The sequence below is a fragment of the Nitratireductor indicus C115 genome (genome assembly GCF_000300515.1).
In the GTDB taxonomy this organism is placed as follows: Bacteria; Pseudomonadota; Alphaproteobacteria; order Rhizobiales; family Rhizobiaceae; genus Nitratireductor; species Nitratireductor indicus.
The window spans coordinates 261,811-286,011 of record NZ_AMSI01000004.1 but is presented as its reverse complement, the minus strand read 5'-3'; the positions used below and the strand labels follow the sequence as shown (position 1 = coordinate 286,011).

Here is a 24,201-nt window from a genome sequence, read left to right as displayed (position 1 = left end):
GGAGTCGTCGGTTTGCCGGGATTGCAGTCCAACTAACACTTCATGGGAGGAGAAGACATGAACGCATTTGGGAAAGCTGCGACAGCAACTGTTGTCGGTTTGCTGCTGACGGCATCGACAAGTTATGCGCAGGAGCGCCTGACTTACGGAAGCACGGCACTGAGTTCTGTTCACTACACCTATGCCGTGTCGGCGGCCCAGGCGATAAACGACAACACCGATGCGCTCGATGTCACGGTGGTCGCAACCGGCGGTGCTGTCGAGAATCTGCAACGTCTGGCGCGCGATCAGATCGACTTCGGTCTTGGCACCTACGCCACGATCTATCAGGCCTATGCCGGGCTGGGCGATTTCGAAGGAAACGCGATGCCAAACCTTCGCGCCCTCTGGGTGCATTCGCCTTCGACGCAAGCCTGGGTGGTGCGCGAGGATAGTGGCGTCACCAAGCTCTCTGAACTCGCCGGGCGGCCATTTACGCCTGGACAACGCGGTTCCGCGACCGAGCAGCTCGTCATGCAGATGCTCGACACCTTGGGCATCAAGCCGGATTACCAGCTTCTCGCTCTGTCGGATGCGACGGATGCGGTCCGGGACAACCGGACCATTGGCTACGTCAAGGCGGGCGGTCGCGGCACGCTGGACGGCACCACAATGGAGATTGCAGCGTCGATACCGCTTCGGCTTTTGAGCTTCACCAGGGATGAGGTCGCATCGATCCAGGAAAAATTACCCTTCGTGAGCTTCGAGACTTACGAGGCTGGCGAAGTCAGCGGTTATCCCGGCTTCACCGCACCTGTTCAGGTCATCGGCGAATTCACCACGGCCGAGGCGATGACCAACGAGCAGGTGTTCGAGATGCTGAGCCTGATCATGGATCACACGGATGTGCAGATCGCCGCGTTCCCAAGCTTCGGCAAGCTCGATCCGGTGGCTGACAGCGTGGCGCTGGTGAACATCCCTCTCCATGCCGGGGCGGTGAAGTTTTATCGGTCGCGGGGTGTCGAGGTGCCCGAGAACCTGATTCCGCCCGAAATGGAATGATGGCGCAGCGGCGCCTCGCGCGGTCGGGGCGCCGTCCCTCTCTCCCTCGATCCTGAAAGTCCGTGAAATGGTCACTTCCAAGTTGGATACGATGCGCGAGAGCAAGCCGTTCGATCTGTCGAAGCTTGCGATGGTCGTTGGATTGCTGCTGGTCGCGTTCCAGATATACACTGCTGGCTTTGGTCCATTCCCGCCACTGGTTCAGCGTTCGGGTCACACCGGGCTTGCCCTGATCATGGTTTACCTGACGCTCGACAAGCTCGGCGGTCCCTTCTCGGATTTCCTGTCGACGCGCACCGGTGCGATGGTGCGGCTTGTTCTTGCCGTTGTGGTTGGAGGAACCTGTTTCTACATCGTCACCCAGGACACGCGTCTCGTTGAATCCTTTGCGGTTTTCGCAACTCCATTCGAGATCGCATGCGCTCTCGTTCTCATGATCCTCGTTGCATTTGTTGCCTATTCCAGCACCGGGGTGGCGTTACCCCTTCTCGCCGTGGCGACGCTTCTCTACACGCTTTTCGGAAATCACATCGCTGGACGCTGGGGGCATTCCGGCTTCGATCTGCAGTATACTGTAGAGTATCTTTATCTCGGAACCGAAGGAATCTGGGGGCAGGTCACCGGCTTGTCCGCCGGATTGATCGCGATTTTCATCATTTTTGGCGCGGTTCTCCTCTCCACCGGTGCAGCCCAGAGTTTCATGGACATCGCTCTGCTTGTCGCAGGGCGGCGCCCAGGCGGTGCCGCAAAGGTCGCTACGGCGTCAAGCGCATTCATGGGTATGCTGAATGGGTCGGCGGTGGCGAATGTCGCGACCACCGGGAATTTCTCGATTCCGGCCATGAAGCGGCTTGGCTACCGGCCCCGCTTTGCCGCAGCGGTCGAGGCCACAGCCTCGTCCGGCGGGCAGATCACACCTCCCATAATGGGTGCGGGAGCCTTCATCATGGCTGAGCTGCTGGGGGTTCCCTACACGATGATCGCCTATGCAGCGATCATCCCCGCGGTGTTGTTCTTCGCTTGTGTCTGGTTTTCGATCGATATCGAGGCGCGGCGCGAGGGGATGAAGCCTTTCCCGGTCGAAGAAATGCCGCATTGGAAGGAGGTCTTCGCGCTGCGCCGTTTCCTGCCGTTGGCACTGACGTTGGTGGTCACGCTCGGGGCGATGTTCACGGGACGCACTCCAAGCCTGGCTGCCTTCTACGGCATTGTGACGAATGTCACGCTTTTCCTTCTCCTCGGAGAATATAGCTGGTCCTCGTTCAAGAGTCGCTTCTGCAGCCTGCTTGAGGGTGTGAACTCGGCTGCTTCCGGGATCGTCAGTATCCTTGCGCTTCTAGTTTGCGCGCAGATCACCCTGTCTCTTATCGGGCTGACGGGGGTGGGCGTGAAGCTCACCGAGACGATCATGATGATCAACGAGAATAACTTTCAGCTTCTTGCCGTCGTTTTCGCCATGATCGTCGCATTGGTACTCGGCATGGGGATGCCTACCACTGCTGCGTACCTGTTGTCGGCGGCGGTCGCCGCACCAGCCCTGATCCGGCTCGGCATCGATCCGATCTCGGCGCATTTCTTCGTTTTCTATTCAGCGCTGCTCTCCGCCTTAACGCCTCCGGTTTGCACGGCAGTGTTCACTGCCGCCGTGATCGCGCGGGAACACTGGTGGCCGATCTGCATCGATGCAATGCGGCTTGCGACCATGAAGTACCTCCTACCGTTCTTCTTCATCTACCGTGAGGGGGTATTGCTGAAAGGGACATGGTACGAGATCGCCTCCTCTGCGGTCATGGGCCTGGTCGCTGCGATGCTACTCGCCATCGCCACCGGCCGCTTCTACCGGCAGCCCGTGCACTGGTACGTGTCGGCGATCCTGGCGTTGGCCGGAGTTTCGGTTGTCGCGAATCACGTTGTGACTGATCTGATCGCGCTTCTGGCGCTCGCGACTGTCGTCGTCAGGCAATGGCTGGCGGTGTCCAGCGGCGCGGCAGGTCAGGCAGTCGCCGAACGCCGGTAGAGTCGATGGGCCGCCTGATTCTTTTCCTGTGGCCGCTTTCTCTGATTTCCTTCGTTCTGGATGCAGAGTGGCTCTCCCTCGCGATTGCATCGGTTTTCGCGATCTATGCGGCAGGCAGCCTCCTGAACGCCCGAAACAGCGACCGGCTCTTTGGTGTCGGTATGGTCGCCGCGTCCGCTTTCTTGCTGATCTTGGACGACAATCTCTGGGCTTTTCCAACCGTCTTTGCTCAGACGATCGTCTTCGGGGCTTTTGTTGCCTCGGCGCAGATGCTGCGAAGCGTTTCCGAACGAGACCCTCGTGTCGACCGCTACCGCTCTGCCCTGAGCCTTCAGTCAGGTTCTGCACGCCCTGTCTGGATGACGGTCGGATCAGGCGTCCTTGGCACCGTGATGACCGTGGGTGCGGTTGCCATTCTCTCTCCCCTCTTCGCAGGGGTCGAAAATGCGGGACAACGGCGTGAGGATGCCGTCGCGGCGCTCTCCGGAACCGCGCTGGCCGTAAACTGGTCGCCGTTCTTCGTATCGATTGCCGTGGTCAGTGCGTTTTTCCCGCATCTTCCGCTGTGGTCTCTGATGGCCGTCGGCTTTGTCCTGTCGGGGGTCGGGATGGCGATTGCGCTTGCGACTTTGCACGCGGCAGGTCCGGTCTCGACCGCGGGGCGCGCGTTTCGGGCACTTGGTGGATTTGTCCCGATCATACTCGTGGCGGGAGTCTCGGTCACGGTGCTCCGCAACGCCGGAGATTTCTCGACGTTGCAGGCAAGCTGTCTCGCACTGCCGCCACTCTGCGTGATCCTTATCCTGACTGGCCGGGGTGCCGGCAATGCCCTTTCCCACCTCCGCGACGTGGGGCGCGTAACGCTTGACCGCATCCTCGTAATCGGGCCGGAGGTTGCCGTGGTCGCGCTTGCGTTCATGTTCGGACTAGTCCTGCGCGATAGCGTGACCATCGACATGGCGGTTGCAAATCTGGGTTTGGACACGCTTCCCGCCCCCTTGCTTCTGGCCTTGGTTCCCCTGTCCATGATGACCCTCGGCATACTGAGCGTGCATCCGATCGTCTCTGCGTCGCTTCTGATGTCGCTGCTGGCGGACAAGCATGGAGCCGTTACGGACCTGGCGCTCGCCGGAGCCACGCTGGTGGGCTGGAGTTCCGCGGCAATGATCTCCTACTCGGGTCTGCTTTTGATGGTGACTGCCTCGGTCAGCGCGGTTCCCCGGGGCGAACTGATCGTCAGCAGAAACCTGCTTGTTGCGCCCGTCTTTGCCGTGACTTCGGCGCTGCTTCTGGCAGCGCTCAACCGAACCATAAGCTGACGACCTGAAGAAAGGACCGATATGCCTCGGATCGAAAAACTCCTGGTGGCCAATCGCGGTGAAATAGCCTGCCGCGTCATGGCGACCTGCCGCAGACTGGGAATTGCAACCGTCGCCGTTTATTCGGAGGTGGATGCAGATGCCGCGCATGTCGCGGCCGCTGATGAAGCGACCCTCCTCGGTCCCGCCCCTGCGCGCGAAAGTTATCTCAGGTCCGACAGGATCATCGAAGCCGCCTTGAAAGCAGGCGCGCAGGCGATCCATCCCGGGTATGGGTTCCTTGCGGAGTCCCCTGAGTTCGCGAGAGCCGTACTGGATGCCGGTCTGCTCTGGGTCGGTCCCGCGCCCGAGGTCATCTCAAGTATGGGCGACAAGGATCGTGCGCGGGCCATCGCGAACAAGGCGGGCGTTCCGATCTTGCACGGAAGCCAGCGCTTCCCCGTCGGAAATCTGAATGGATTGCATGAAGCAGGCGCCACCGTAGGTTTTCCGTTGCTGGTGAAGGCAGCCTCTGGCGGTGGCGGCATCGGGATGCGCCTCGTCAAGCGCCCCGACGATCTTGAGGGCGTCGTCGCAGCGACTCAGTCCATGGCCGAGAGGTCTTTTGGGGAAGGTACGGTTTACTTGGAACGCTATGTCCCCAAGGCGCGTCATGTCGAGGTGCAGGTGTTCGGTTTTGGCGATGGCACGGCAGTACACCTTTTCGAGCGGGACTGTTCCGTACAGCGCCGCTACCAGAAGGTAGTCGAGGAGGCTCCGGCACCGGATCTTCCGGACGCCGTTCGCACGGCCATGCAGAAGGCCGCGGTGAACCTCGCGGCATCGGTGAATTACGAAGGCGCTGGCACGGTGGAGTTCATCTACGACGTGGAAAAGCAGGTTTTCCATTTCCTGGAGATGAACACCCGGATTCAGGTCGAACACCCAGCAACCGAGATGATCACGGGGGTCGATATCGTCGAATGGCAGCTCCGGCAGACCGAAGGCGCGTTCGCGATGCCCACGATCGATCCGGCTCCGGACGGCCACGCCATTGAAGTCCGCATTTATGCCGAACGCCCAGAAAAGAATTTCCTGCCAGCCCCGGGCACAGTCACGAGGATCACCTGGCCCGAGCCGTCGGAGGATCTTCGTGTAGACCATGCTGTGCGCAGCGGCGACAGCATCACCCCGTTCTATGACCCTATGATCGCCAAATTGATCGTGCGAGGGGCCGACCGGATCTCGGCCCTGAAACTTATGGCTCGGGCCTTGGCGCAGGTGCGGGTGGAGGGCGTTCCCACAAATCTGGATTTCCTAGGAAAACTGCTCGATTCAATCGAGTTTCAGAACGCGGATTTGAGTACAGATTTGATCGGAAGGTTTTCGCCGCGAACCCTCGAGCGCCAGAAATCTGTATTCATCCAATCGCACTAATAAGAACCGCGGGCGGACTTTGTCACAAGTTCACTGCGCGCTCCAGCAAGACCGGGCTCTTCCTCGGAACCACAATAGATGAACTCCAACATGCCATGCGGTAGGATGCGGCGAGCTATTTCATCAGTGTTCGCTACGATCAGGCATCTTGCTTTGCTCGTGGTTGCCAATTCGGCCGATAAGTCGGGATATTGATCGCAACGGCGCCGAACAAGACTCCAAATATCGTGCTCGTCGCCGTACGTAACCATAACCTTGCAATATCGATGGGTAAATCGACTTGTCACAGGGTGGCATATTGGCGGAGGATGCGAATAGGCAGCGGTCATAAGCCTTGTGATTGGGCTCAATTGTCGTTGTTTCGCTGCGATGAACCCTTGAGGTTTAACAGCGACAATTCGGATTGGATAAAATGAGCGAACTGAAGAGCATGGCATTGCTTGCGAAGGCGGTGCGGGACAAAGTGTATGCGGCGCTACCTTCAGATGTGCGGCTTCTCGTCTCCGACAATCCGCTGAACAAGGCCTACCTGTCTGGCTATGTCAGCATCGCTCACGACCTGGCACCGACTTATCGTTCCGCTGTTCTCGCCCGGTGTGATGTCGCAGAGCTGGTTACCAGCGCAGCCGACGCCGCACCTGCCTTTGAGGCGCTGGGTCGGGGTGAACTGATCCATAGATATGGCGAGTTTTATTTCGACCGCGACGACAGTGTCCCTAGCATTATGACGCAGATGCCGCATGCGAGTTTCGACGCAGCTTTTGTCGAGGCTCTCGCTGCTCAACCGGGAGAGGGGCGGGTCGGAGTCGACCGCTCGCATGACGATCTGCTGTGGCGCCTCTGCGCTGAGGTTTATGGAGAAAGCCGATTGCTCGATGTGTCGCTGCTGCTTGAATCATGTCGGGCGGTGAAGCTGCCGGGGGAGGTTGTCCGCCTGCGACGCGCGGCGGAATGTGTGGAGGCCGGGTTCGCGAAAATTCTGGGGACGACTCATGCAGGGATGACGGAGCGGGACCTCGCGGCGATGATGACCGAGAGCATGGTGCTGGGGGGCGGCGTCCCCCGCTTTGTTTCCGTTACCTCGGGTCCCCGGTCAGCGCTGGCCGATGCTTATCCCACCGGGCGGGCGATCGCTCAGGGAGAAACGATCCGGATCGATGCGGGCTGCACCGTCGACGGGTACTGGTCGGATATTGGTCGTACGCTGGTATTTGGCAAACCGGACCCAAGGCAGCAGGAAATCTATGCCGCCCTGCTCAGGGGGCTGGAAGCGATGCTTCATCATCTCCGGGAGGGCGTGAAAGCGCGGGACCTGTTCGAGATTGGGGTCGATACGGTACGTGCCAACGGGATTCCGACCTACCAGCGACAGCATTGCGGGCACGGTATCGGGCTGCGGTCATACGACACCCCACTGATAAACGGCCGTGACGACACCACGCTGAAGGCCGGGATGTGCCTATGCCTCGAAACGCCCTATTACAGGCTAGGCGAGGGAGGGATGATGGTCGAGGATACGGTGCTGGTCACGGAGACCGGCTTCGAGCCGATCACGACCCTGTCGCGTGGCTTCCTCACCATCTAGTGCGCGCGGATTCGGGTGGCAATTGTCCCTTGGGGACGGCGGTCCTTGTCGCCACCAAGTTCCCTGGCGCAGTGATCATTCTGTCTGAGCGGCGATCTTACCGTACACCCAAAGTCCATTTAAGGTCATGAATTATTATAGGTAATTGGAATTTTCCCGACCTTCAGGCTCCTGCAAATTCGTCGTTGACAAAAAGCTTCTCTCATCACATCCTATTTGTAACTACAAATGGGAACACAGAGAGAAATGCTGATGAAAACCAAGTTTCATGTCGCACTGATTGCAGCCCTGATGGCATCGTCTGGCGCGACCGTTGCTGCGGCGCGTGATCTTGTCCTGGCAAATGAAGGTGGTTTTCCGCCCTACAATATGACCAAAGCGGATGGCACGCTGGAGGGCTTCGACATCGATATCGGCATGTCGATCTGCAAAATCATCGGAGCCAACTGCACCTGGGTCACGAACGAGTGGAGCGGCATCATACCTGCGCTGATGGCTCGGAAGTTCGACGTGATCATCGGCGGTATGGGCATTACGGACGAGCGCCGTAAAACAGTGGTATTCAGTGAACCATATGCGCGCACTTATTCGTTCTTCGGCGTTGTGGAAGGGAAAGAGCTCGATGTGACGCCCAAAGGGCTCGCGGGCAAGATTGTAGGTGTTCAGCAAGGCACGACGAACGCCAAATTCATCGAAGCGAATTATCCGGACACCAAGCTGCAGCTTTACCCTTCAATGGACACGTTGACTGCCGACCTGAAGATCGGCCGCGTGGACGCTGTCTTTGGCGATGTTGAGCCATTTACCGGCGATAAGGGCGACGGTCCAAAACTTGTAGAGATCGGGGAGCCAGTCGCTGTTTCCGAGGGGATCGGCATGGCGTTCCGGCCTGACGACATTTCTTTGCGCGACGAATTCAACAAGGCGCTTGGCCAAATGAAGTCAGACGGGACCTGGAAGACGCTGTCCGAAAAATGGGGCATTCCAGTCTACGAATAACCTGATCCCGAGCGGCATCACCTGCAATTGCAGGAAGCCCGGTCACAGTCGGCAAGTTCGACCGTGACCATATCCTGCCTTCGTTCCGGGAAGGGCGAACTTTCTTGATTGACTACCTAGCATCCGGCTGGGGGCTACAATTCCTCAGCGCAATCGGCACAAGTCTGACTGTTGCGGCACTTGGTTTCTTCTTCTGCATATTGATAGGCATACTCTGTACGCTGTTTGCCAGAAGTGGATTTCGCGGCAGTGCGGGGCTTGTGAGCCTCTACACCTATGTCTTCCGCAGTCTGCCGGATATATTGTTGCTGATCCTCATTTTCTACACGCTCGACGGTGCGATTCAGGCTCTGTTGCACCTGGTGCCCGGCATGTCGGGTGTCCGGCTCAGCGCGTATGTTCCCGCCGTCATCTCCACCTCGATCGTGCTAGGCGCCTATGCAACCGAGTTGTTCAGGGCCGGATGGGCAGACATTCCGCAGGGGCAGCACGAGGCCGGTCGCTCGCTCGGGTTCACGACCCTTCAGTCGCTGGTGCTTATCATTCTTCCGCAGGTTTATCGCAAAATCATCCCGCATCTCGGGTCGCTCTGCCTCATCAGCCTGAAAGAGACCGCGCTACTGAGCATCATCGGCATTCCAGACATTGTTCGAACAGCTTCCATCGGAGCGCGCTCCACCGGGGCGCCCTTTGTCTTCTATGGTATCGCCATCGCCATCTTCGTGATCTTTGCCATTCTCTGCTCAAGAATCTTCGCACATCTCGAGCAGCGTGTGCGGCAGGATAGGGCAGGTGCGCGATGAGTGTGCTTCTCGACTATCTCCTCGAGATTCTGCAGGGGCTCGGAACGACGCTCAGCCTCTTCGTCATCGCCCTCGTCATCGGTTTCGTTCTGGCGAGCGCTGTCGCCGCCTTTCAAATCCGCTTTCCCGGGATCGTGGCCCGCTCGATCTGGAGCTTGATGTTCTGCATCCGTGGGGTGCCGCTGCTGCTGATCCTCTATGTTGTCTACTACGGATTTCCCCTGCTGCCCTTCATCCGGGAAACGGTGCTATGGACGGTGTTTGCGAGCCCCTATTGGTGCGCGATCATCTGCCTTGCCTTCGTGGAAATGGCGTTCACCTCCGAAATCATCCGCGGGGCCTACTACCAGACGCCGAGGGAGCAGGTAGAGGCCGCGAGATCGCTGGGTCTGTCGGGGTTCCAGACATTTCGGGTCGCGATCCTGCCAGCGATGCTGCGCAACGGATTCGCACCATATACGACCGAAGTCATACTGCTGTGCAAGTCCACCGCGCTGGCCTTCACCATCACGGTCATGGATCTGATGGGCTACGCCAATGAGATCCGGGCGCGCACGCTCGACATCTATCATCCTCTTCTGATCGCCGGTTGCATCTACATCTGCATCGTCGTCATCACCCGGCTGATCTTATCAACGCTTTTCAATCTGGTCGCCGTCGGCGGCACAGCGCCGGAGGACAGGGCGTGAGCGCGGCTGCTTCCATCCCCATGCCAGACAAGGGTCCCATTGCCATGAACGATACATCGCACACGCCTGCCATCGAGATCGTCGGCATGAGCAAATGGTTTGGGTCCTTTCACGTTCTCGAAGACATCGACCTCAAGGTGAAGCAGGGGGAGAGGATCGTCGTCTGCGGCCCCTCCGGATCGGGCAAGTCGACGATGATACGTTGCATCAACGGGCTGGAGGACTTTCAGCGGGGACGGATCGTTGTGCACGGGCAAGAGCTAAGGCAAAGGGCTCGCGCACTGGACGATGTGCGCAAAAAAGTCGGCATGGTGTTCCAGCAGTTCAACTTGTTTCCGCATCTTACGGTTCTCGAGAACTGCACCTTGGCACAGCGTTGGGTGCACAAGGTTCCCGGGTCTGTCGCCATCGACATTGCCATGCAGCAACTCGAAAAGGTGCGTATCCCCGAGCAGGCACAGAAATACCCCGGACAACTGTCCGGCGGTCAGCAGCAGCGCGTCGCGATCGCCCGGTCGCTCTGCCTGCGGCCCAGTATCATGCTTTTCGATGAGCCTACGTCGTCCCTGGATCCGGAAATGGTGCGGGAGGTGTTGGATACGATGGCCGATCTGGCCCGCGACGGCATGACGATCATCTGCGTCACACATGAGATGGGCTTCGCCCGCGGTATTGCCGACAGGATCGTCTTCATGGACCAGGGCCGGATCGTCGAGCAGGCGCCGCCCGCAGAATTCTTTGATGCGCCTCGGGAGGAACGGACGCAAAGGTTCCTCGAGCAGGTCGTCAGATAGCGGCCGGAAGAGGCTATTCCAGACAGCGTCTGTGACCGCGCCTGCAAGCGCGGGCCAACCCCGTCAATTCTATCAGTGGAAAGATTGCAATGAACCTGCCTTTCGAAACCCGCTCACTCGCGACCGTCCAACGCTCTCTGGCGGAGCCTGCAACGGAGTATCCACTCCTTCCTGCTCTTCTGCGCGGATGCCCCGAAAGCGCTACGGAGGAGATGCAATACCCTCTCGAGCTGGACTACGATTACGGACGGGTCAAGGATGTCACCTTCCGGCGCGAAAGCACTTGGGCAGATTGGGAAGAGTTGCTTCCACCCCGTCATCCGAAGGCCGATATGCCGGTTGGGGGGACGCCTCTGGTGGATGTTTCAGCCCTTGCCCCCGCGCACTTGTCGGGGCGCAGGATCTTGGTCAAGGACGATAGCCGCAATCCGACCTGGAGCCATAAGGACAGGCTCAATGTGTTCACGATCAGCGCAGCGCTTTGCGAAGAGGCGAAGACGATCATCGTGGCGTCGTCGGGTAATCATGGGGTCTCGGCGGCAGCCATGGCGGCGCGGGCCGGGCTGAACTGCATCGTGCTGACCATGCCCGAGGTGAGCGGGGCCATTCGTGACATGATCCTCGGCTATGGCGCGTTTCCTTTGTTTCTGGCGGCCGATGACCGTTGGCCGGCAATGCGTGCACTGGCGGAGCTGCCCGGCATTTATCCGGTCAGCAACCTGACGCCGGCCCATACTGGTCATCCCTGGGGACCGGAGGGGTACAAGACCATCGCTTATGAAATTCTGGCCGATCTCGATGGAGCCTCACCCGCGGCTGTCGTTGTGCCTACCGGCTACGGAGAGATGATCTACGGCATCTACAAAGGCTTTCGCGAGGCATTTCTTCTGGGGCATATCGACCGCATGCCTCGCCTCGTGGCGGTCGAGCCTTCGGCACGCGGCCCGGTCCATCATGCGCTCCAGCAAGGTCGGTCCACGGTGACCGTCGAAGCCGGACCGACGGTTCAGCTAGGAACTGCCACTACGGTGAACGGCTATCGCCCCGTTGCAGCCATCCGGCAAAATAGGGGGCTCTCCTTGCTGGTAGACGATGAAGCCGCTCTTCGAGCGCACAAAAAATTGGGGAGGTGCGGACTGTGGCTGGAAATCTCCTCCGGGGCCACTCTGGCTGCGCTCGATCAGATCGAGGAGTTTGAAAACGACGGACCGGTCGTTCTGATGGGCTGCTCCACGGGTCTGAAAGAGCCCAGTACGCCAAAGGAGAACAGGGCGACCGGGGCCGATCTTGAAACCTTGCGGGCAACGCTGATGCGTGACTATGGGTTTGAGCTGTGAACACTACCTGCACGCCCGTGACTGACATTGAAGACGTTCTTGCCCGCATCGACCAGGATAGGGATCAGACACTCACCGAATTCCTCAGACTGCTGGAGATACCCTCGATATCGAGCGATCCGTCGGGCGCCGCCGGGATCGGGGAAGCTGCCGGCTGGCTGAAGCGGAAGCTTTCAAGCATGGGTTTCGAGGCCCGCGTGGTTGCGACCGAAGGTCACCCGCTGGTTCTCGCCCATTCCCGGGCGGAGGAAAGCGATCCCGGTCCGAGACTGTTGTTCTACGGTCATTACGACGTGCAGCCGGTAGGGGATGAAGATCAATGGTCTCACTCCCCCTTCAAGCCGAAGCTGGTGGAGGAGGCTGGTGTGACCCGCATCTATGCGCGGGGCGCTTCTGACAGCAAGAGCCAGCTCTGGAGTTTCATCGAGGCGTTGCGTTGCTGGCGCGAGGTACAGGGACGGTTTCCCGGCCAGGTCACCATTCTCCTGGAAGGAGAGGAAGAATCCGGTTCTGCCAGCCTTCCGGCTTTCATCGAGGCCTATCGGTCAGAGCTGGCTTGCGATGTCGCCTTCATTTGCGATTCCGATATGTGGTCGCCGACACAGCCGGCTGTAACCACGCAGCTGAAGGGGCTTCTGCACGAAAAGGTGACGCTGTTTGGCCCGAACCCTGACTTGCATTCCGGATATTTCGGGGCCGTTGCAGTCAATCCGATCCGCATCCTGTCGGGTCTCCTTGCCGCGCTGCACGATAGCGAAGGATGTGTGGCTATAGACGGCTTCTACGACAATGTGAAAGAAATTCCTGCGGATTTGCGCACACAATGGCAGGCCTTGTCGAAGGAGGCGCATCAGCTGGATTCGGCGGATTTGCGCGGTGGGCTGGTTGAGCATGGCTATACGCCGCTCGAGGCGATCTGGGGCCGTCCGACCTTGGATTTCAACGGGATCACCGGTGGCAATCAGGGGCCTGGGGAGCGCTCTGTTCTGCCGGCTTCGGCAAGCGTAAGGCTATCTTTCCGCTTGGTTGACGGGCAGGATCCGGCGGATGTCCGGGAAAAGTTCCGTCACTTCATCCGAGCGCGGGTGCCCGAAGGATGCCGCGTCGAGTTCGAGGGAAGCGAGGGTAGCCGTGCGGTGGCCATGTCACCGGATAACCCCTTTGTTCAGGCGGTTGCAAGGGGAATGGAGCGTGAATGGTCCACTCCGACTATCCTCAAAGGGAGCGGTGGTTCTATTCCTCTCGCCGAGATGTTCAGTGACGTGCTTGGTATCGATTGCATCGTTCTTGGTTTCATCCTGTCAAGCGATGCCATCCACGCACCGGACGAACATTACGATACCTTGCGTCTCCACAAGGGGATACGCAGCTGGGTGCGTATTCTCGACGAAGTGCGAACCCTGCGTGGCTGAGCAGCCCGCGGAACGGGCGAAAGACATCAAGGGAGAGAAATGGGCAATCAGGTTTGGACAACTATTGATTTCGACAAGCCGGGCTTTCAGTCTGATTTCGCCCGCGTGCCGTGGTCGTCGGATAGCTCCGCCTATGGTTGGATTCCTGTGCCGTTGCTGTGCTTCAACGGCGGGGATGGCCCGACACTTTTGCTGACCGCCGGGACACATGGCGATGAGTATGAGGGGCAGATCGTGCTGCGGCGCCTGGTCCGGATCCTTGCCGAAACGGAGATTCGGGGACGCGTCATTGTGATGCCGGCGCTCAACCGTCCTGCAGTTCTGGCTGGACGCCGGACCTCACCTTTGGATGGCGGCAACTTGAACCGGTTGTTTCCCGGCAGGGAAGATTCCGGACCGACGGCGATGATTGCCCAATATGTCACAGAGGTGCTTTTTCCGCTCGCCGACTATGCCATCGATCTGCATTCGGGGGGCAGTTCCCTCGACTATCTTCCGGTCGCCTTTGCGCATCGAGGCCGAACGGCGGAGCAGTCGGCGCGCCTCGACAGTTTTCTGGCTGGTTTTGCGGCTCCCAACACCGTGCTGACCGATGGGCGGGGCGGGGGTGGTGAAACGACACTCTATGCCTGTGCGGCTGCGCATGGGATTGCGGCGATGACGACCGAACTGGGCGGCGGTCCTGGGCTTTCGCCGGGAGGTGTCGCTATCGCAGAGGCTGGTCTGCGTCGTGTGCTGCGTAACCTTGGTATTGCGCCCGACCTCGATGCGCCGAAGCCGGATATTGTGCGACACCTGCGAATGCTGCCGCCAGCCACCACGATCTATGCCAAGGCGGACGGTCTTTTCGAGCCGTGCGTGCAGGTCGGACAAGAGGTTCGCGCCGGAGAGATCGCAGGATACCTGCACGGGTTTGACGATGTCACGTCTCCACCATCCACGCTCCGTTTCGAGGCTGGTGGGATTGTTATCTTTCGCCGATTCCCTGTGTTGACTTCGGCGGGCGATGCATTGGTCGGCCTGGCCCAGGAAGTGACCGATTGATGGGATAGTTGCAACACCGGTCTCAGTTTTCCATTGGAAGCAGAGGGTTGAATTCTCCTGTGAATTCATGCCGGTAGCCGGGAAATGACAACCGAACCCAGGTGACGGCATCATCGTTGGCGAAGCTGCGACGCTCGGAGACCAGCACAGGTTCACCGACGGACAGGCCCAAGGCATGGGCCACACGCCGCTCTGGCAGGGCAGCGCGGACGGTATTGATCAGCCGGGTACACGGCAGCCGTGCCAGGAGCCATTCATTGGGCAGGTCATTTCGGAAGGACGTATTCTCCACCTCGGGAATGACGGATATCTGGATCAGGCGTTCTTCAAACACCTCGCCGGCACCATTGGCCTTGTGAACGAGAGAGAGCCACAAAAGGCGTTCGCCGGGATCGACATCGGGCCAGACGTCGAATTCCCGGCCCTTCACGATCCGGCGCTCCAGTACTTCGAAGCTGTAATCTTTTTCCGCGCTCTCGATAGTCTCGCGGATGTCGATGATCCCGATGACTGCATGGTTGTCGCTGCGCTCGCTGACAAAGGTGCCATGGCGCCGACGGCGGGTTATGACCTTGGCGTTCACAAGGTTCTTGAACACCTTCACCAGAGGTGACCGGGAGACACCCAGATGCGCTGCCAGCTCTTCTTCCGTCGGGAGGCGGTGTCCCGGTGGCCAAGCGCCACTCTGGATCTTATTGCGGATCGCGCGCTCGATCTGTTGATAGGGCGGACCGTCACCATCCAAGGTCAGATTGATCGTCGCGGTATCGGTTGGAGATTGGCTCATTGAGCGATGATAAATTGTCTGAGCGCACTATTGAAAGTACAAATCAACGTCTGAAGGTGATCAGTCATCAAGATTTATCACCTCGACCAGGCATCGTGCCGAGTCGGTGTTATTGGACGCCTGGGCACGTACTGTTCGTTGTATGGAGCACCGCCTGACCAACGATCGCGGCAGGCCGCGGGTGCAGATCGTGATCCCATTGCAATTGCAGGGCTGTTGGATGGTGTCCGACATGCTAGGAATGGTCGGCGTGTTCAAGTTTGCCATGGATGAGAGCGACTGAAAGCCTGAGCAGGCTTTCTGCGTTCCTGACGCGCAGAGATTGGACATGAAGGCGATCTTCACGCTGCCTGTCATATTGCCGAGGATCCTTCGATGGGCGGCATAGCAGGTGCAGGATTCCTGTCCTGGCCTGGATCATTCGCGCGGCGTTCTCGACCGGTGCCAGGCAGATGACAGGCCATTTCCGGCGCTTCCACGACCGATATACCCTGAAATACATATAAGATTTTTATTCTTTCGGGCCTTCGCCTCTCTCGAACCTTTATGCGGTCTTGCGCCATATTCCCGCCGACTTCGCTTCTCTGCCGCCAAGGCAGGCAGCAGAGCGCGAATATAGGCAACAGGAAGTCTTGCAGACCAGCAGCTTCCGGAAAGACGAGGTGTGGAATGGCACTCGAATATATTCTGGGTGGGGGAGTGACGATGTTCATCGCCGCCTACCTGATCTGCGCACTCTTGCGACCGGAACGCTTCTGAGCAACCGAAAGTCCAGTCCGATGAAGCACTCCGCGCGAACCATCGGGAGGTGGCTTGGACAGGTTCGCGGATCTCTCAATTCAAGGCTTGGCCTCCTGAAGGCGGGGAAACCTCCCCGCGTGTCGGACATCATCCTCGGCATGACGCTGGCGATGTCGGTGGTCGTGCTGCTTGCCTGGCTCCTCTTCCGCCTTTTCGGGCGGGACTGACTTTGACCAGGCCCGTCATCAGAAACATCAAGCTGGAGTCAGTCATGAGCCAGTCGAAATCCGCGAGCATTTTCGATGCCCGCATCCTGATCCCCGCACTCGGGGATGCACTCAAAAAACTCGATCCACGCACGCTCGCCAGAAATCCGGTGATGTTCGTCGTCGCCGTCGTTTCGGTGCTGACAACCATCCTGTTCCTGAAGGATATCGCCACCGGCGCGGGCGATCTCGGTTTTTCGTTCCAGATCATCCTCTGGCTCTGGTTCACGATCCTTTTCGCCAATTTTGCCGAGGCCGTCGCAGAGGGGCGGGGCAAGGCGCAGGCGGATTCTCTGCGCCGCTCGCGCACCGAGACCCAGGCCAAGTTGCTGGCCGATGGCGGCGACAGCCTCAAGCTCGTGCCCGGCACGATCCTGAAGGTCGGCGATGTCGTGCTGGTGGAAGCCGGCGACATCATTCCGTCGGACGGCGAGGTCATCGAAGGCATTGCTTCGGTGAACGAGGCGGCGATCACGGGGGAATCCGCGCCGGTGATCCGGGAATCCGGCGGCGATCGTTCGGCCGTGACCGGCGGAACGCAGGTTCTCTCCGACTGGATCAAGGTAAAGATCACGGCCGCCGCCGGATCGACCTTCATCGACCGCATGATTTCGCTGGTCGAGGGGGCCGAGCGTCAGAAGACGCCCAACGAGGTCGCGCTGAATGTCCTGCTCGCCGGGCTGACCCTGATCTTCGTCCTCGCGACCGCAACCATCCCGGCCTTCGCCGCCTATGCCGGTGGCTCCATTCCGGTGATCGTGCTGGTGGCGCTGTTCGTAACGCTGATCCCAACGACGATCGGTGCGCTGGTTTCAGCCATCGGCATCGCCGGCATGGACCGGTTGGTGCGGTTCAATGTGCTTGCCATGTCCGGCCGCGCGGTCGAGGCTGCCGGCGATGTCGACACGTTGCTGCTGGACAAGACCGGCACCATCACGTTGGGCAACCGGCAGGCGACTGAGTTCCGGCCGGTCAAAGGCGTGAGTGAACAGGAATTGGCGGACGCCGCACAGCTCGCCTCGCTGGCCGACGAGACGCCGGAGGGGCGTTCCATCGTCGTCCTTGCCAAGGAGAAGTACGGCATCCGTGGCCGTGACATGCAAAGCTTGCACGCGACCTTCGTGCCATTCACGGCGCAGAGCCGCATGAGTGGCGTCGACTTCGACGGATCGTCGATCCGCAAGGGTGCGGTCGACGCGGTACTCAAACACATCGAACTCTCCTCAACGACCACAGGAACACCGCGCGCTGGCGAGCAGGCCAAACGGGAACTGGAGGCGGTTGCCAACCACATCGCCAAAATTGGCGGCACGCCGCTTGCGGTCGTGAAGGACGGGCGGCTTCTGGGCGTCGTTCACCTCAAGGATATCGTCAAGGGCGGCATTCGCGAGCGCTTTGCCGAACTGCGGCGTATGGGCATCCGCACGGTAATGATCACCGGCGACAACCCGATGACTGCCGCCGCCATCGCGGCCGAGGCGGGCGTCGATGATTTCCTCGCCGAAGCCACGCCGGAGAACAAGCTCACCCTGATCCGAGAAGAGCAGGCGAAGGGCAAGTTGGTCGCCATGTGCGGCGACGGCACGAACGACGCTCCCGCGCTCGCCCAGGCCGATGTCGGTGTCGCGATGAACACCGGCACGGTCGCCGCGCGCGAGGCCGGCAACATGGTGGATCTGGACTCCGATCCGACCAAGCTCATCGAGATCGTCGGGATCGGCAAGCAGCTCCTGATGACGCGCGGCGCGCTGACCACATTCTCCATCGCCAACGACGTTGCGAAGTATTTCGCGATTGTGCCGGCGATGTTCGTCGCCCTTTATCCGCAACTGAGCGGGCTCAACATCATGGGACTGGCCACGCCGCAAAGCGCGATCCTGTCGGCGATCATCTTCAACGCGCTCATCATCATCGCGCTTATCCCGCTATCGCTCAAAGGCGTCGCCTACAAGGCGATCGGCGCGGACGGGCTCCTGAAGCGCAATCTGTTCATCTACGGGCTTGGCGGCCTGATCGTGCCCTTCATCGGCATCAAGGCGATCGACCTCGTCATCACCGCCATCGGTCTCGCCTGATCAAAGGAACCCATCCCATGACCATTTTCTGTCTGCTTCTCGGCCTTGCCGTCTTCGGGCTTCTGCTCGTCATGACCAACGCCGTCGACCGGGCCTGACCTTCCAGCGATCTCGGAGACAATTCGATGCTGATACAATCCATACTCTTCGTCGTCCTCGTCGTTGGAGGCACGGCGCTCATCTCCTGGCCGCTCGGCCGTTACATGAAATGGGCGATGGACCCTGCCGATCCGTCGTCCGGAATTGCCGGCTGGAAAACCCGAGCCATGCGGGCCGTGGGCGGTCCCCTGGCCGCGCAGGACCAGAACTGGAAGCACTACATGGTCGCCATGCTGGCCTTCAATGGGGTCATGTTCGTGGTCACCTACGGCTTGCTGGCTCTGCAACAGCATCTGCCGCTCAACCCCGACGGCAAAGCAGTTCTGGAGGGCAGCCTGATCTTCAATACGGCCGCCTCATTTACCTCGAACACGAATCTCCAGCATTATTCGGGTGAGGTATCGCTGAGCTACCTGTCGCAACTTGCCGGCCTGATGTGGCTCCAGTTCGTATCGGCGGCCACCGGCATCGCGGCGCTCGCTGCACTGGCCCGCGGGCTGGCGGGTCGTCCGCTGGGCAATTTCTTCATCGACGTTCAGCGGGCCTCTTTCCTCGTGCTGCTTCCGATCGCCTTCGTCGTCGCCATTCTGCTGGTTCTGGGCGGCACGCCGATGACCTTCGATGGCGCGGCCATCGCGACCACGCTGGAAGGCGTACAGCAGGCCATCGCGCGGGGCCCGGTGGCGGCGTTCGTGGCGATCAAGCAGCTCGGCACCAATGGCGGCGGCTTCTTCGGCCCCAACTCGACCCATCCGCTGGAGAACCCCAGCTTCTGGACCAATATCCTCGAAATGTTCGCCATCATCATCATCCCGATGGCCTGCGTGTGGATGTTCGGCCGGATCGTCGGGCGCATGCGCCATTCCGGCGTCATCTTCGCTGTCATGCTGGCCTTCATCGCCGTCAAGATTACGGGAGCCGTCTATTTCGAGAGCGCTCCCACGCAGGCTTTCGCCGAACTGCCGATCGAACAGAATGTCGGCAATCTCGAGGGCAAGGAGATGCGTTTCGGCCCGACGGGCGGCCCGCTCTGGTCAATCCTGACCACCTCGACGTCCAACGGTTCAGTCGGCTCGATGCATGACAGTCTCAACCCGATGAGCGGGCTGATGCCGATGATCGGCATGTGGCTCAACTCGACCTTCGGTGGCGTCGGCGTCGGCATGATCAACATGTTCCTCTACATCGTCGTCGGCGTCTTTATCGCCGGCATGATGATCGGCCGCACGCCTGAATATCTGGGCTGGCGCGTCGAAGCGCGGGAGGTGAAGTTCGCGCTTTTCGCGCTGCTCGCCCACGGGTTGTTCATCCTCGGCGGCACGGCGATCTTTGCGGCAACGCCTTGGGGAGCTGACACGCTCAACAATGTCGGGCCGCATGGCTTCAGTGAAATCCTCTACGAGTTCACCTCGTCTGCCGCGAACAATGGATCCGGCTTCGAGGGCCTCGGCGACAATACCGTGCCGTGGAATCTCGCCACGGGTATCGTAATGCTGCTCGCCCGCTTCATTCCGATCATCCTGCCGCTTGCCATCGTCGGCTCGTTGTCGGCCAAGCGTCGCAGCGCGGAATCGAGCGGCACGCTCGGCGTCGAGGGCGGCGTTTTCGCCACCATGCTCGCTGCCACCATCGTCGTCATCGGCGCTCTCACCTTCTTCCCGGCGGCAACGCTCGGGCCGATCGCCGAGCATCTCATTTACATGAACTGATCCGGAGACCAGAATCATGCAATCACTCCTCGCAAGCATTCGTATCGCAGCGGCGACCATGCTGATCTGTGTCGCCTTCTATGCAACCGCCGTCTGGGCCGTGGCTCAGGCGATCTCGCCGGACACCGCCAACGGCTCGCTGATTACCAGCAAGGACGGCGCGATCATCGGCAGTCGCCAGGTGGCGCAGGCCTTTACGAGGCCGGAATACTTCTGGCCCCGGCCTTCGGCTGTCGACTATGACGGCGCTGGTGCTGGCGGCAGCAACTTGTCCCCAACGAGCAGCAAGGTCACCGACCGCGGCAAAGAGATCGTGGAGCGTTATGGCGCCACACCGGCAAACCCGCTGCCCGCCGACCTTGCTGCGGCCTCGGGCGCGGGGCTCGACCCTCATATCTCGGAAGCGGCGGCGGTGTATCAGGCTGCTCGGGTCGCGGAGGCGCGGGGAATGGACAAAGCCCGACTTGAGTCCCTGATCCGCCGCGCGGCTTTCTCACCGGGCGGATTTCTGACCAAGGAACGCATCGTCAACGTTCTGGAACTCAACCTCGTGCTCGACAGGTTATAAAAAGGGGTAGCGGCAGTCCGGTGACTGCCGCTCCATTGCTGGGAGTTGATGATGAGTCCTCAGGATCATGCAGACGAGATGAAGCGTCCTTCTCCTGATGCCCTGCTTGAAAAGGCGGAACAGGAGACGCGGGGTCGTCTCAAGATATTCCTGGGTGCAGCGCCAGGCGTCGGCAAAACCTATGAGATGCTGATCTCGGGGCGCGCCCGCAAGTCTGATGGCGACGACGTCGTCATCGGGGTCGTCGAAACACACGGGCGCATGGAGACGGAAGCGCTGGTCCGCCGACTCGAGATCATCCCGAGGGCGAAGGTCGAGTACAAGGGCCAGGTTCTCGAAGAAATGGACCTCGACGCGGTGGTGGAAAGGAAGCCCCAGCTCGTCTTGGTCGATGAGTTGGCGCACACGAATGCCCCCGGAAGCCGGCACCCGAAGCGCTATCTCGACGTTCTCGAGCTTCTCGACCGGGGCATCGACGTCTACACGACGCTCAACATCCAGCATGTGGAGAGCCTCAACGATGTTGTCGCTCAGATTACACGCATCCGGGTTCGCGAAACGGTACCCGATTCGGTGATCGACAAGGCCGATGAAGTCGAGATCATCGACATCACACCCGACGATCTCATCAAGCGCCTGCACGACGGGAAGGTCTATCTCCCCAAGACCGCCAAGCGAGCGATCGAGAACTATTTCTCCCCGGGCAACCTGACCGCCCTTCGCGAACTGGCACTGCGCCGCACGGCACAACGCGTCGACGAGCAGCTTCTGCGTCATATGCAGGCGCATGCTATCGAGGGACCGTGGGGCGCGGGTGACCGTGTGCTGGTCTGCATCGATGACGACCTGCGAGGGCCTTCATTGGTCCGCTACGCCAAAAGGCAAGCCGACCGCCTGCGCAGCCCCTGGGCGGCCGTCTATATCGAGGAGCCGCGGTCGAGCAATCTGTCGGAAGAAGCCAAGGATCGCATCGCTGCAGCCTTGCGTTTGGCCGAACAGCTCGGTGGTGACGCCATCACTGTACCAGGCCACCACGTTGCCAAGGAACTTTTGCGCTACGCCGGCGACAACAACTACAGCCATATCATCGGGGGCAGGTCGCGCAAGTCGCGTTGGCGGGAGTTTCTGGAAGGCTCGGTCTCCCACGATCTCATCCGGCATTCCGGCGATATCAGCGTTCACGTGATTTCTGGCAAGGAACGCGTGGACACGGTGCGCAAAGGCCTGGTGCGAGTAGAACCGCGCCGGTTCCGGATTCGGCCTTATCTGTGGAGCGTCGGCTATGTCGGCGTGGCTCTCGCATTCGGCATATTGCTCTCGCGAGCGCTCGACGTGCGCAACATCGCGCTCGCCTTCCTCATGGCGGTGCTTGCCTCGGCGGCGACGGCGGGTCTTTGGCCTGCGCTGTTTGCATCCCTGCTGGGTGCGCTGGCCTTCAATTTCTTCTTTCTCGACCCCCTTTACACCTTCACCATCCGCGATCCCGAAAGCGTGATCGCGTTTCTTTTTTTCATCGGCGCAGCCCTTATCACGAGCAATCTTGCTGCCCGCGTGCACCGTCAGGCAGCGGCGGCCCGGCAGCGTGCGCGCGCCACCGAAGAGCTTTATCGTTTTGCCAAGAAGCTGGCGGGAGCCAGTACGCTCGACGATGTGCTTTGGGCCGCAGCGCACCAGATAGCGGCGATGCTCAAATTGCGCGTTGTCATTCTGCTCCCAGAAAACGGGACCGTAGCGGTCCGGGCTGGTTATCCCCCAGATGACACACTCGTCGATGCCGATATTGCGGCAGCGCGTTGGGCCTGGGAGCACAATCATCCAGCCGGGCGCGGAGCCGACACGCTTCCGGGTGCAAAACGCCTCTATCTGCCCTTGATAACGGGCAGAACCCCCGTCGGCGTTATCGGCCTCGACAACGACAAGGACGGTCCGCTTCTCACACCGGAGCAACAGAGGCTGCTCGATGCATTGGTCGATCAGGCGGCCGTTGCCATTGAGCGGATTCAGCTCGTCGCCGATGTGGACAAAGCCAGGCTTGCGGCAGAAGCCGACAAACTGCGCTCTGCGCTGCTCGCCTCGATCTCGCACGACCTGAAGACGCCACTCGCTGCCATCCTCGGGGCTGCCGGCACGCTTCGGGATTATTCGAATGCGATGCCGGATGGGGATCGCGCCGAAATGCTCTCCACGATTGTCGACGAGGCGGAGCGGCTGAACCGGTTCATCGCCAATCTCCTCGATATGTCGCGGCTCGAAACGGGTGCGATGGAACCCAACGCCTCGCTGCAATATCTCGGCGATATCGTCGGTTCCGCGCTGCGTCGGGCCCACAAAATCATGTCGCGGCATAAAGTGCTCACCGATATTCCCGCCAATCTGCCGATGCTGAGGCTGGACCCTGTCTTGTTCGAGCAGGTTCTGTTCAACCTGTTCGACAACGCTGCGAAATATGCATCTCCCGACACCACGATCCGTGTTCGGGCATGGGAGGACGGGCAGTGGATGATGATCGAGGTGCTCGATGAAGGGCCGGGCATTCCGCCCTCGGACCTGGAGAAGATCTTTGACAGCTTCCATCGCGCCCGCAAACGCGATCTCGTCCTTGCCGGTACAGGATTGGGGTTGTCGATCTGCAAGGGCTTCGTTGAAGCGATGGGTGGGACGATCACGGCGAGTAACAGGACGGATCGCAGCGGTGCCATTTTTACCTTGCGCATGCCAATTCCGGCCGACATGCCAAAACTGGAAGAAATGTGATGACCAATTCGACCGTCAGGATTCTCGTTGTCGACGATGAGCCACCGATCCGAAAGTTGCTGCGTGTCGGCCTGACAGCCGAGGGCTACGCGATCGTCGAAGCGACCAACGCCGTGGAAGCCATGCAAAAGGCCGAAGGCGAACAGCCCGACCTCATCCTCCTTGATCTCGGCCTGCCTGACATGCAGGGACACGACCTTCTGGCCAAATGGCGCAACGATCTGCTTGAGCTGCCGATCATCATCCTGTCGAGCCGGACAGACGAGGCAGGTATCGTCAAGGCGCTGGAACTCGGTGCCGACGACTATGTGACAAAGCCGTTCGGCACCAAGGAACTCGTTGCCCGTATTCGCGTGGCCTTGCGCCACAAGCTGCAGCAGCAGGGTGAGCGGCCGATCTTCCAAACCGGGGCTCTCTCCGTCGATCTCGTCAAGCGGATCGTCAAGGTCGCCGAAAAGGAGGTGAAGCTTTCGCCCAAGGAGTACGACATCCTGCGGGTTCTCGTGCAGCACGCTGGCAAGGTCATCACGCATCAGCATTTGCTCAATCAGGTCTGGGGCGGCTCGACCGATGTCCAGTATCTGCGTGTTTATGTGCGCCAGCTCCGCCAGAAGATCGAGCAGAGCCCTGACGAACCGCAATACATCACAACAGAGACGGGGGTCGGATACCGGCTGCGCGAAGCCGAATGAGATCGGAAGGGAGGATGTGGCCCAAGGCGACGTGCAAAGGAATGGAAGCAGGTA

General features: G+C 60.0%; 19 protein-coding genes. 18 read left to right on the top strand and 1 reads right to left on the bottom strand.

Features of this window, described 5'->3' with window-relative positions; translation table 11 throughout:
• The first annotated feature begins 57 nt into the window (after positions 1-57).
• The 12 genes from NA8A_RS07890 (at position 58) to NA8A_RS07835 (ending at position 14,456) form a co-directional block, all read left to right on the top strand.
• Positions 58-1,041: a TAXI family TRAP transporter solute-binding subunit gene (locus NA8A_RS07890; protein ID WP_009756387.1), complete on the top strand. Its 984-nt coding sequence runs from the start codon at positions 58-60 to the stop codon at positions 1,039-1,041.
• A 67-nt stretch (positions 1,042-1,108) separates the two neighbouring features.
• On the top strand, positions 1,109-3,058 hold the full coding sequence (locus NA8A_RS07885) for a TRAP transporter permease (protein ID WP_009756386.1): 1,950 nt from the start codon (positions 1,109-1,111) through the stop codon (positions 3,056-3,058).
• Between the two features lie 5 nt (positions 3,059-3,063).
• Entirely contained in the window at positions 3,064-4,377 is a 1,314-nt protein-coding gene (locus NA8A_RS07880; RefSeq protein WP_009756385.1) for a hypothetical protein, read from the top strand.
• Between the two features lie 21 nt (positions 4,378-4,398).
• Positions 4,399-5,793 carry an acetyl-CoA carboxylase biotin carboxylase subunit gene (locus tag NA8A_RS07875; RefSeq protein ID WP_009756384.1) on the top strand — a complete coding sequence of 465 codons (1,395 nt, stop codon included), beginning with the start codon at positions 4,399-4,401 and terminating at the stop codon, positions 5,791-5,793.
• Positions 5,794-6,205: 412 nt separating this feature from the next.
• On the top strand, positions 6,206-7,378 hold the full coding sequence (locus tag NA8A_RS24310) for a M24 family metallopeptidase (RefSeq protein WP_009756383.1): 1,173 nt from the start codon (positions 6,206-6,208) through the stop codon (positions 7,376-7,378).
• Positions 7,379-7,630: 252 nt separating this feature from the next.
• Positions 7,631-8,377 (top strand): transporter substrate-binding domain-containing protein, encoded by a 747-nt coding sequence (locus NA8A_RS07865; protein WP_157174137.1) that lies wholly within the window; start codon positions 7,631-7,633, stop codon positions 8,375-8,377.
• Between the two features lie 104 nt (positions 8,378-8,481).
• A complete protein-coding gene (locus NA8A_RS07860; RefSeq protein ID WP_074896729.1) occupies positions 8,482-9,180 on the top strand; it encodes an amino acid ABC transporter permease in 699 nt (232 codons plus the stop codon).
• Positions 9,177-9,869 (top strand): ABC transporter permease subunit, encoded by a 693-nt coding sequence (locus NA8A_RS07855; RefSeq protein ID WP_009756380.1) that lies wholly within the window; start codon positions 9,177-9,179, stop codon positions 9,867-9,869. Before NA8A_RS07860 ends, NA8A_RS07855 begins: the two co-directional genes overlap by 4 nt.
• 20 nt (positions 9,870-9,889) lie before the next feature.
• On the top strand, positions 9,890-10,663 hold the full coding sequence (locus NA8A_RS07850) for an amino acid ABC transporter ATP-binding protein (protein WP_040672113.1): 774 nt from the start codon (positions 9,890-9,892) through the stop codon (positions 10,661-10,663).
• An 89-nt stretch (positions 10,664-10,752) separates the two neighbouring features.
• Positions 10,753-12,000, top strand: coding sequence for a threonine synthase (locus tag NA8A_RS07845; protein ID WP_009756378.1), 1,248 nt, complete (start codon positions 10,753-10,755; stop codon positions 11,998-12,000).
• A gap of 17 nt (positions 12,001-12,017) precedes the next feature.
• Positions 12,018-13,412 carry a M20/M25/M40 family metallo-hydrolase gene (locus NA8A_RS07840; protein ID WP_009756377.1) on the top strand — a complete coding sequence of 465 codons (1,395 nt, stop codon included), beginning with the start codon at positions 12,018-12,020 and terminating at the stop codon, positions 13,410-13,412.
• Positions 13,413-13,451: 39 nt separating this feature from the next.
• On the top strand, positions 13,452-14,456 hold the full coding sequence (locus tag NA8A_RS07835) for a M14 family metallopeptidase (RefSeq protein WP_009756376.1): 1,005 nt from the start codon (positions 13,452-13,454) through the stop codon (positions 14,454-14,456).
• A gap of 22 nt (positions 14,457-14,478) precedes the next feature.
• On the opposite strand, the gene NA8A_RS07830 is transcribed toward NA8A_RS07835, so the two are convergent.
• Positions 14,479-15,243, bottom strand: a complete 765-nt coding sequence (locus tag NA8A_RS07830) for a GntR family transcriptional regulator (protein ID WP_009756375.1) — start codon at positions 15,241-15,243, stop codon at positions 14,479-14,481.
• A 669-nt stretch (positions 15,244-15,912) separates the two neighbouring features.
• On the opposite strand from NA8A_RS07830, the gene NA8A_RS07825 reads away from it, so the two are divergent.
• The 6 genes from NA8A_RS07825 to NA8A_RS07795 all read left to right on the top strand — a co-directional run bounded on the left by NA8A_RS07825 (position 15,913) and on the right by NA8A_RS07795 (position 24,147).
• The gene (locus tag NA8A_RS07825; protein WP_040672035.1) at positions 15,913-16,002 is read left to right on the top strand and encodes a potassium-transporting ATPase subunit F; all 90 of its coding nucleotides are present in this window, start codon (positions 15,913-15,915) and stop codon (positions 16,000-16,002) included.
• A gap of 253 nt (positions 16,003-16,255) precedes the next feature.
• A complete protein-coding gene (gene kdpB, locus NA8A_RS07815) occupies positions 16,256-18,325 on the top strand; it encodes a potassium-transporting ATPase subunit KdpB (protein WP_009756373.1) in 2,070 nt (689 codons plus the stop codon).
• 125 nt (positions 18,326-18,450) lie between these two features.
• Positions 18,451-20,133: a potassium-transporting ATPase subunit KdpA gene (gene kdpA, locus NA8A_RS07810; RefSeq protein WP_009756372.1), complete on the top strand. Its 1,683-nt coding sequence runs from the start codon at positions 18,451-18,453 to the stop codon at positions 20,131-20,133.
• Positions 20,134-20,149: 16 nt separating this feature from the next.
• A complete protein-coding gene (locus NA8A_RS07805; RefSeq protein ID WP_009756371.1) occupies positions 20,150-20,701 on the top strand; it encodes a potassium-transporting ATPase subunit C in 552 nt (183 codons plus the stop codon).
• Positions 20,702-20,752: 51 nt separating this feature from the next.
• A complete protein-coding gene (locus tag NA8A_RS07800; RefSeq protein ID WP_009756370.1) occupies positions 20,753-23,455 on the top strand; it encodes a sensor histidine kinase in 2,703 nt (900 codons plus the stop codon).
• Entirely contained in the window at positions 23,455-24,147 is a 693-nt protein-coding gene (locus tag NA8A_RS07795; protein ID WP_009756369.1) for a response regulator transcription factor, read from the top strand. Before NA8A_RS07800 ends, NA8A_RS07795 begins: the two co-directional genes overlap by 1 nt.
• The last annotated feature ends 54 nt before the right edge of the window (positions 24,148-24,201 follow it).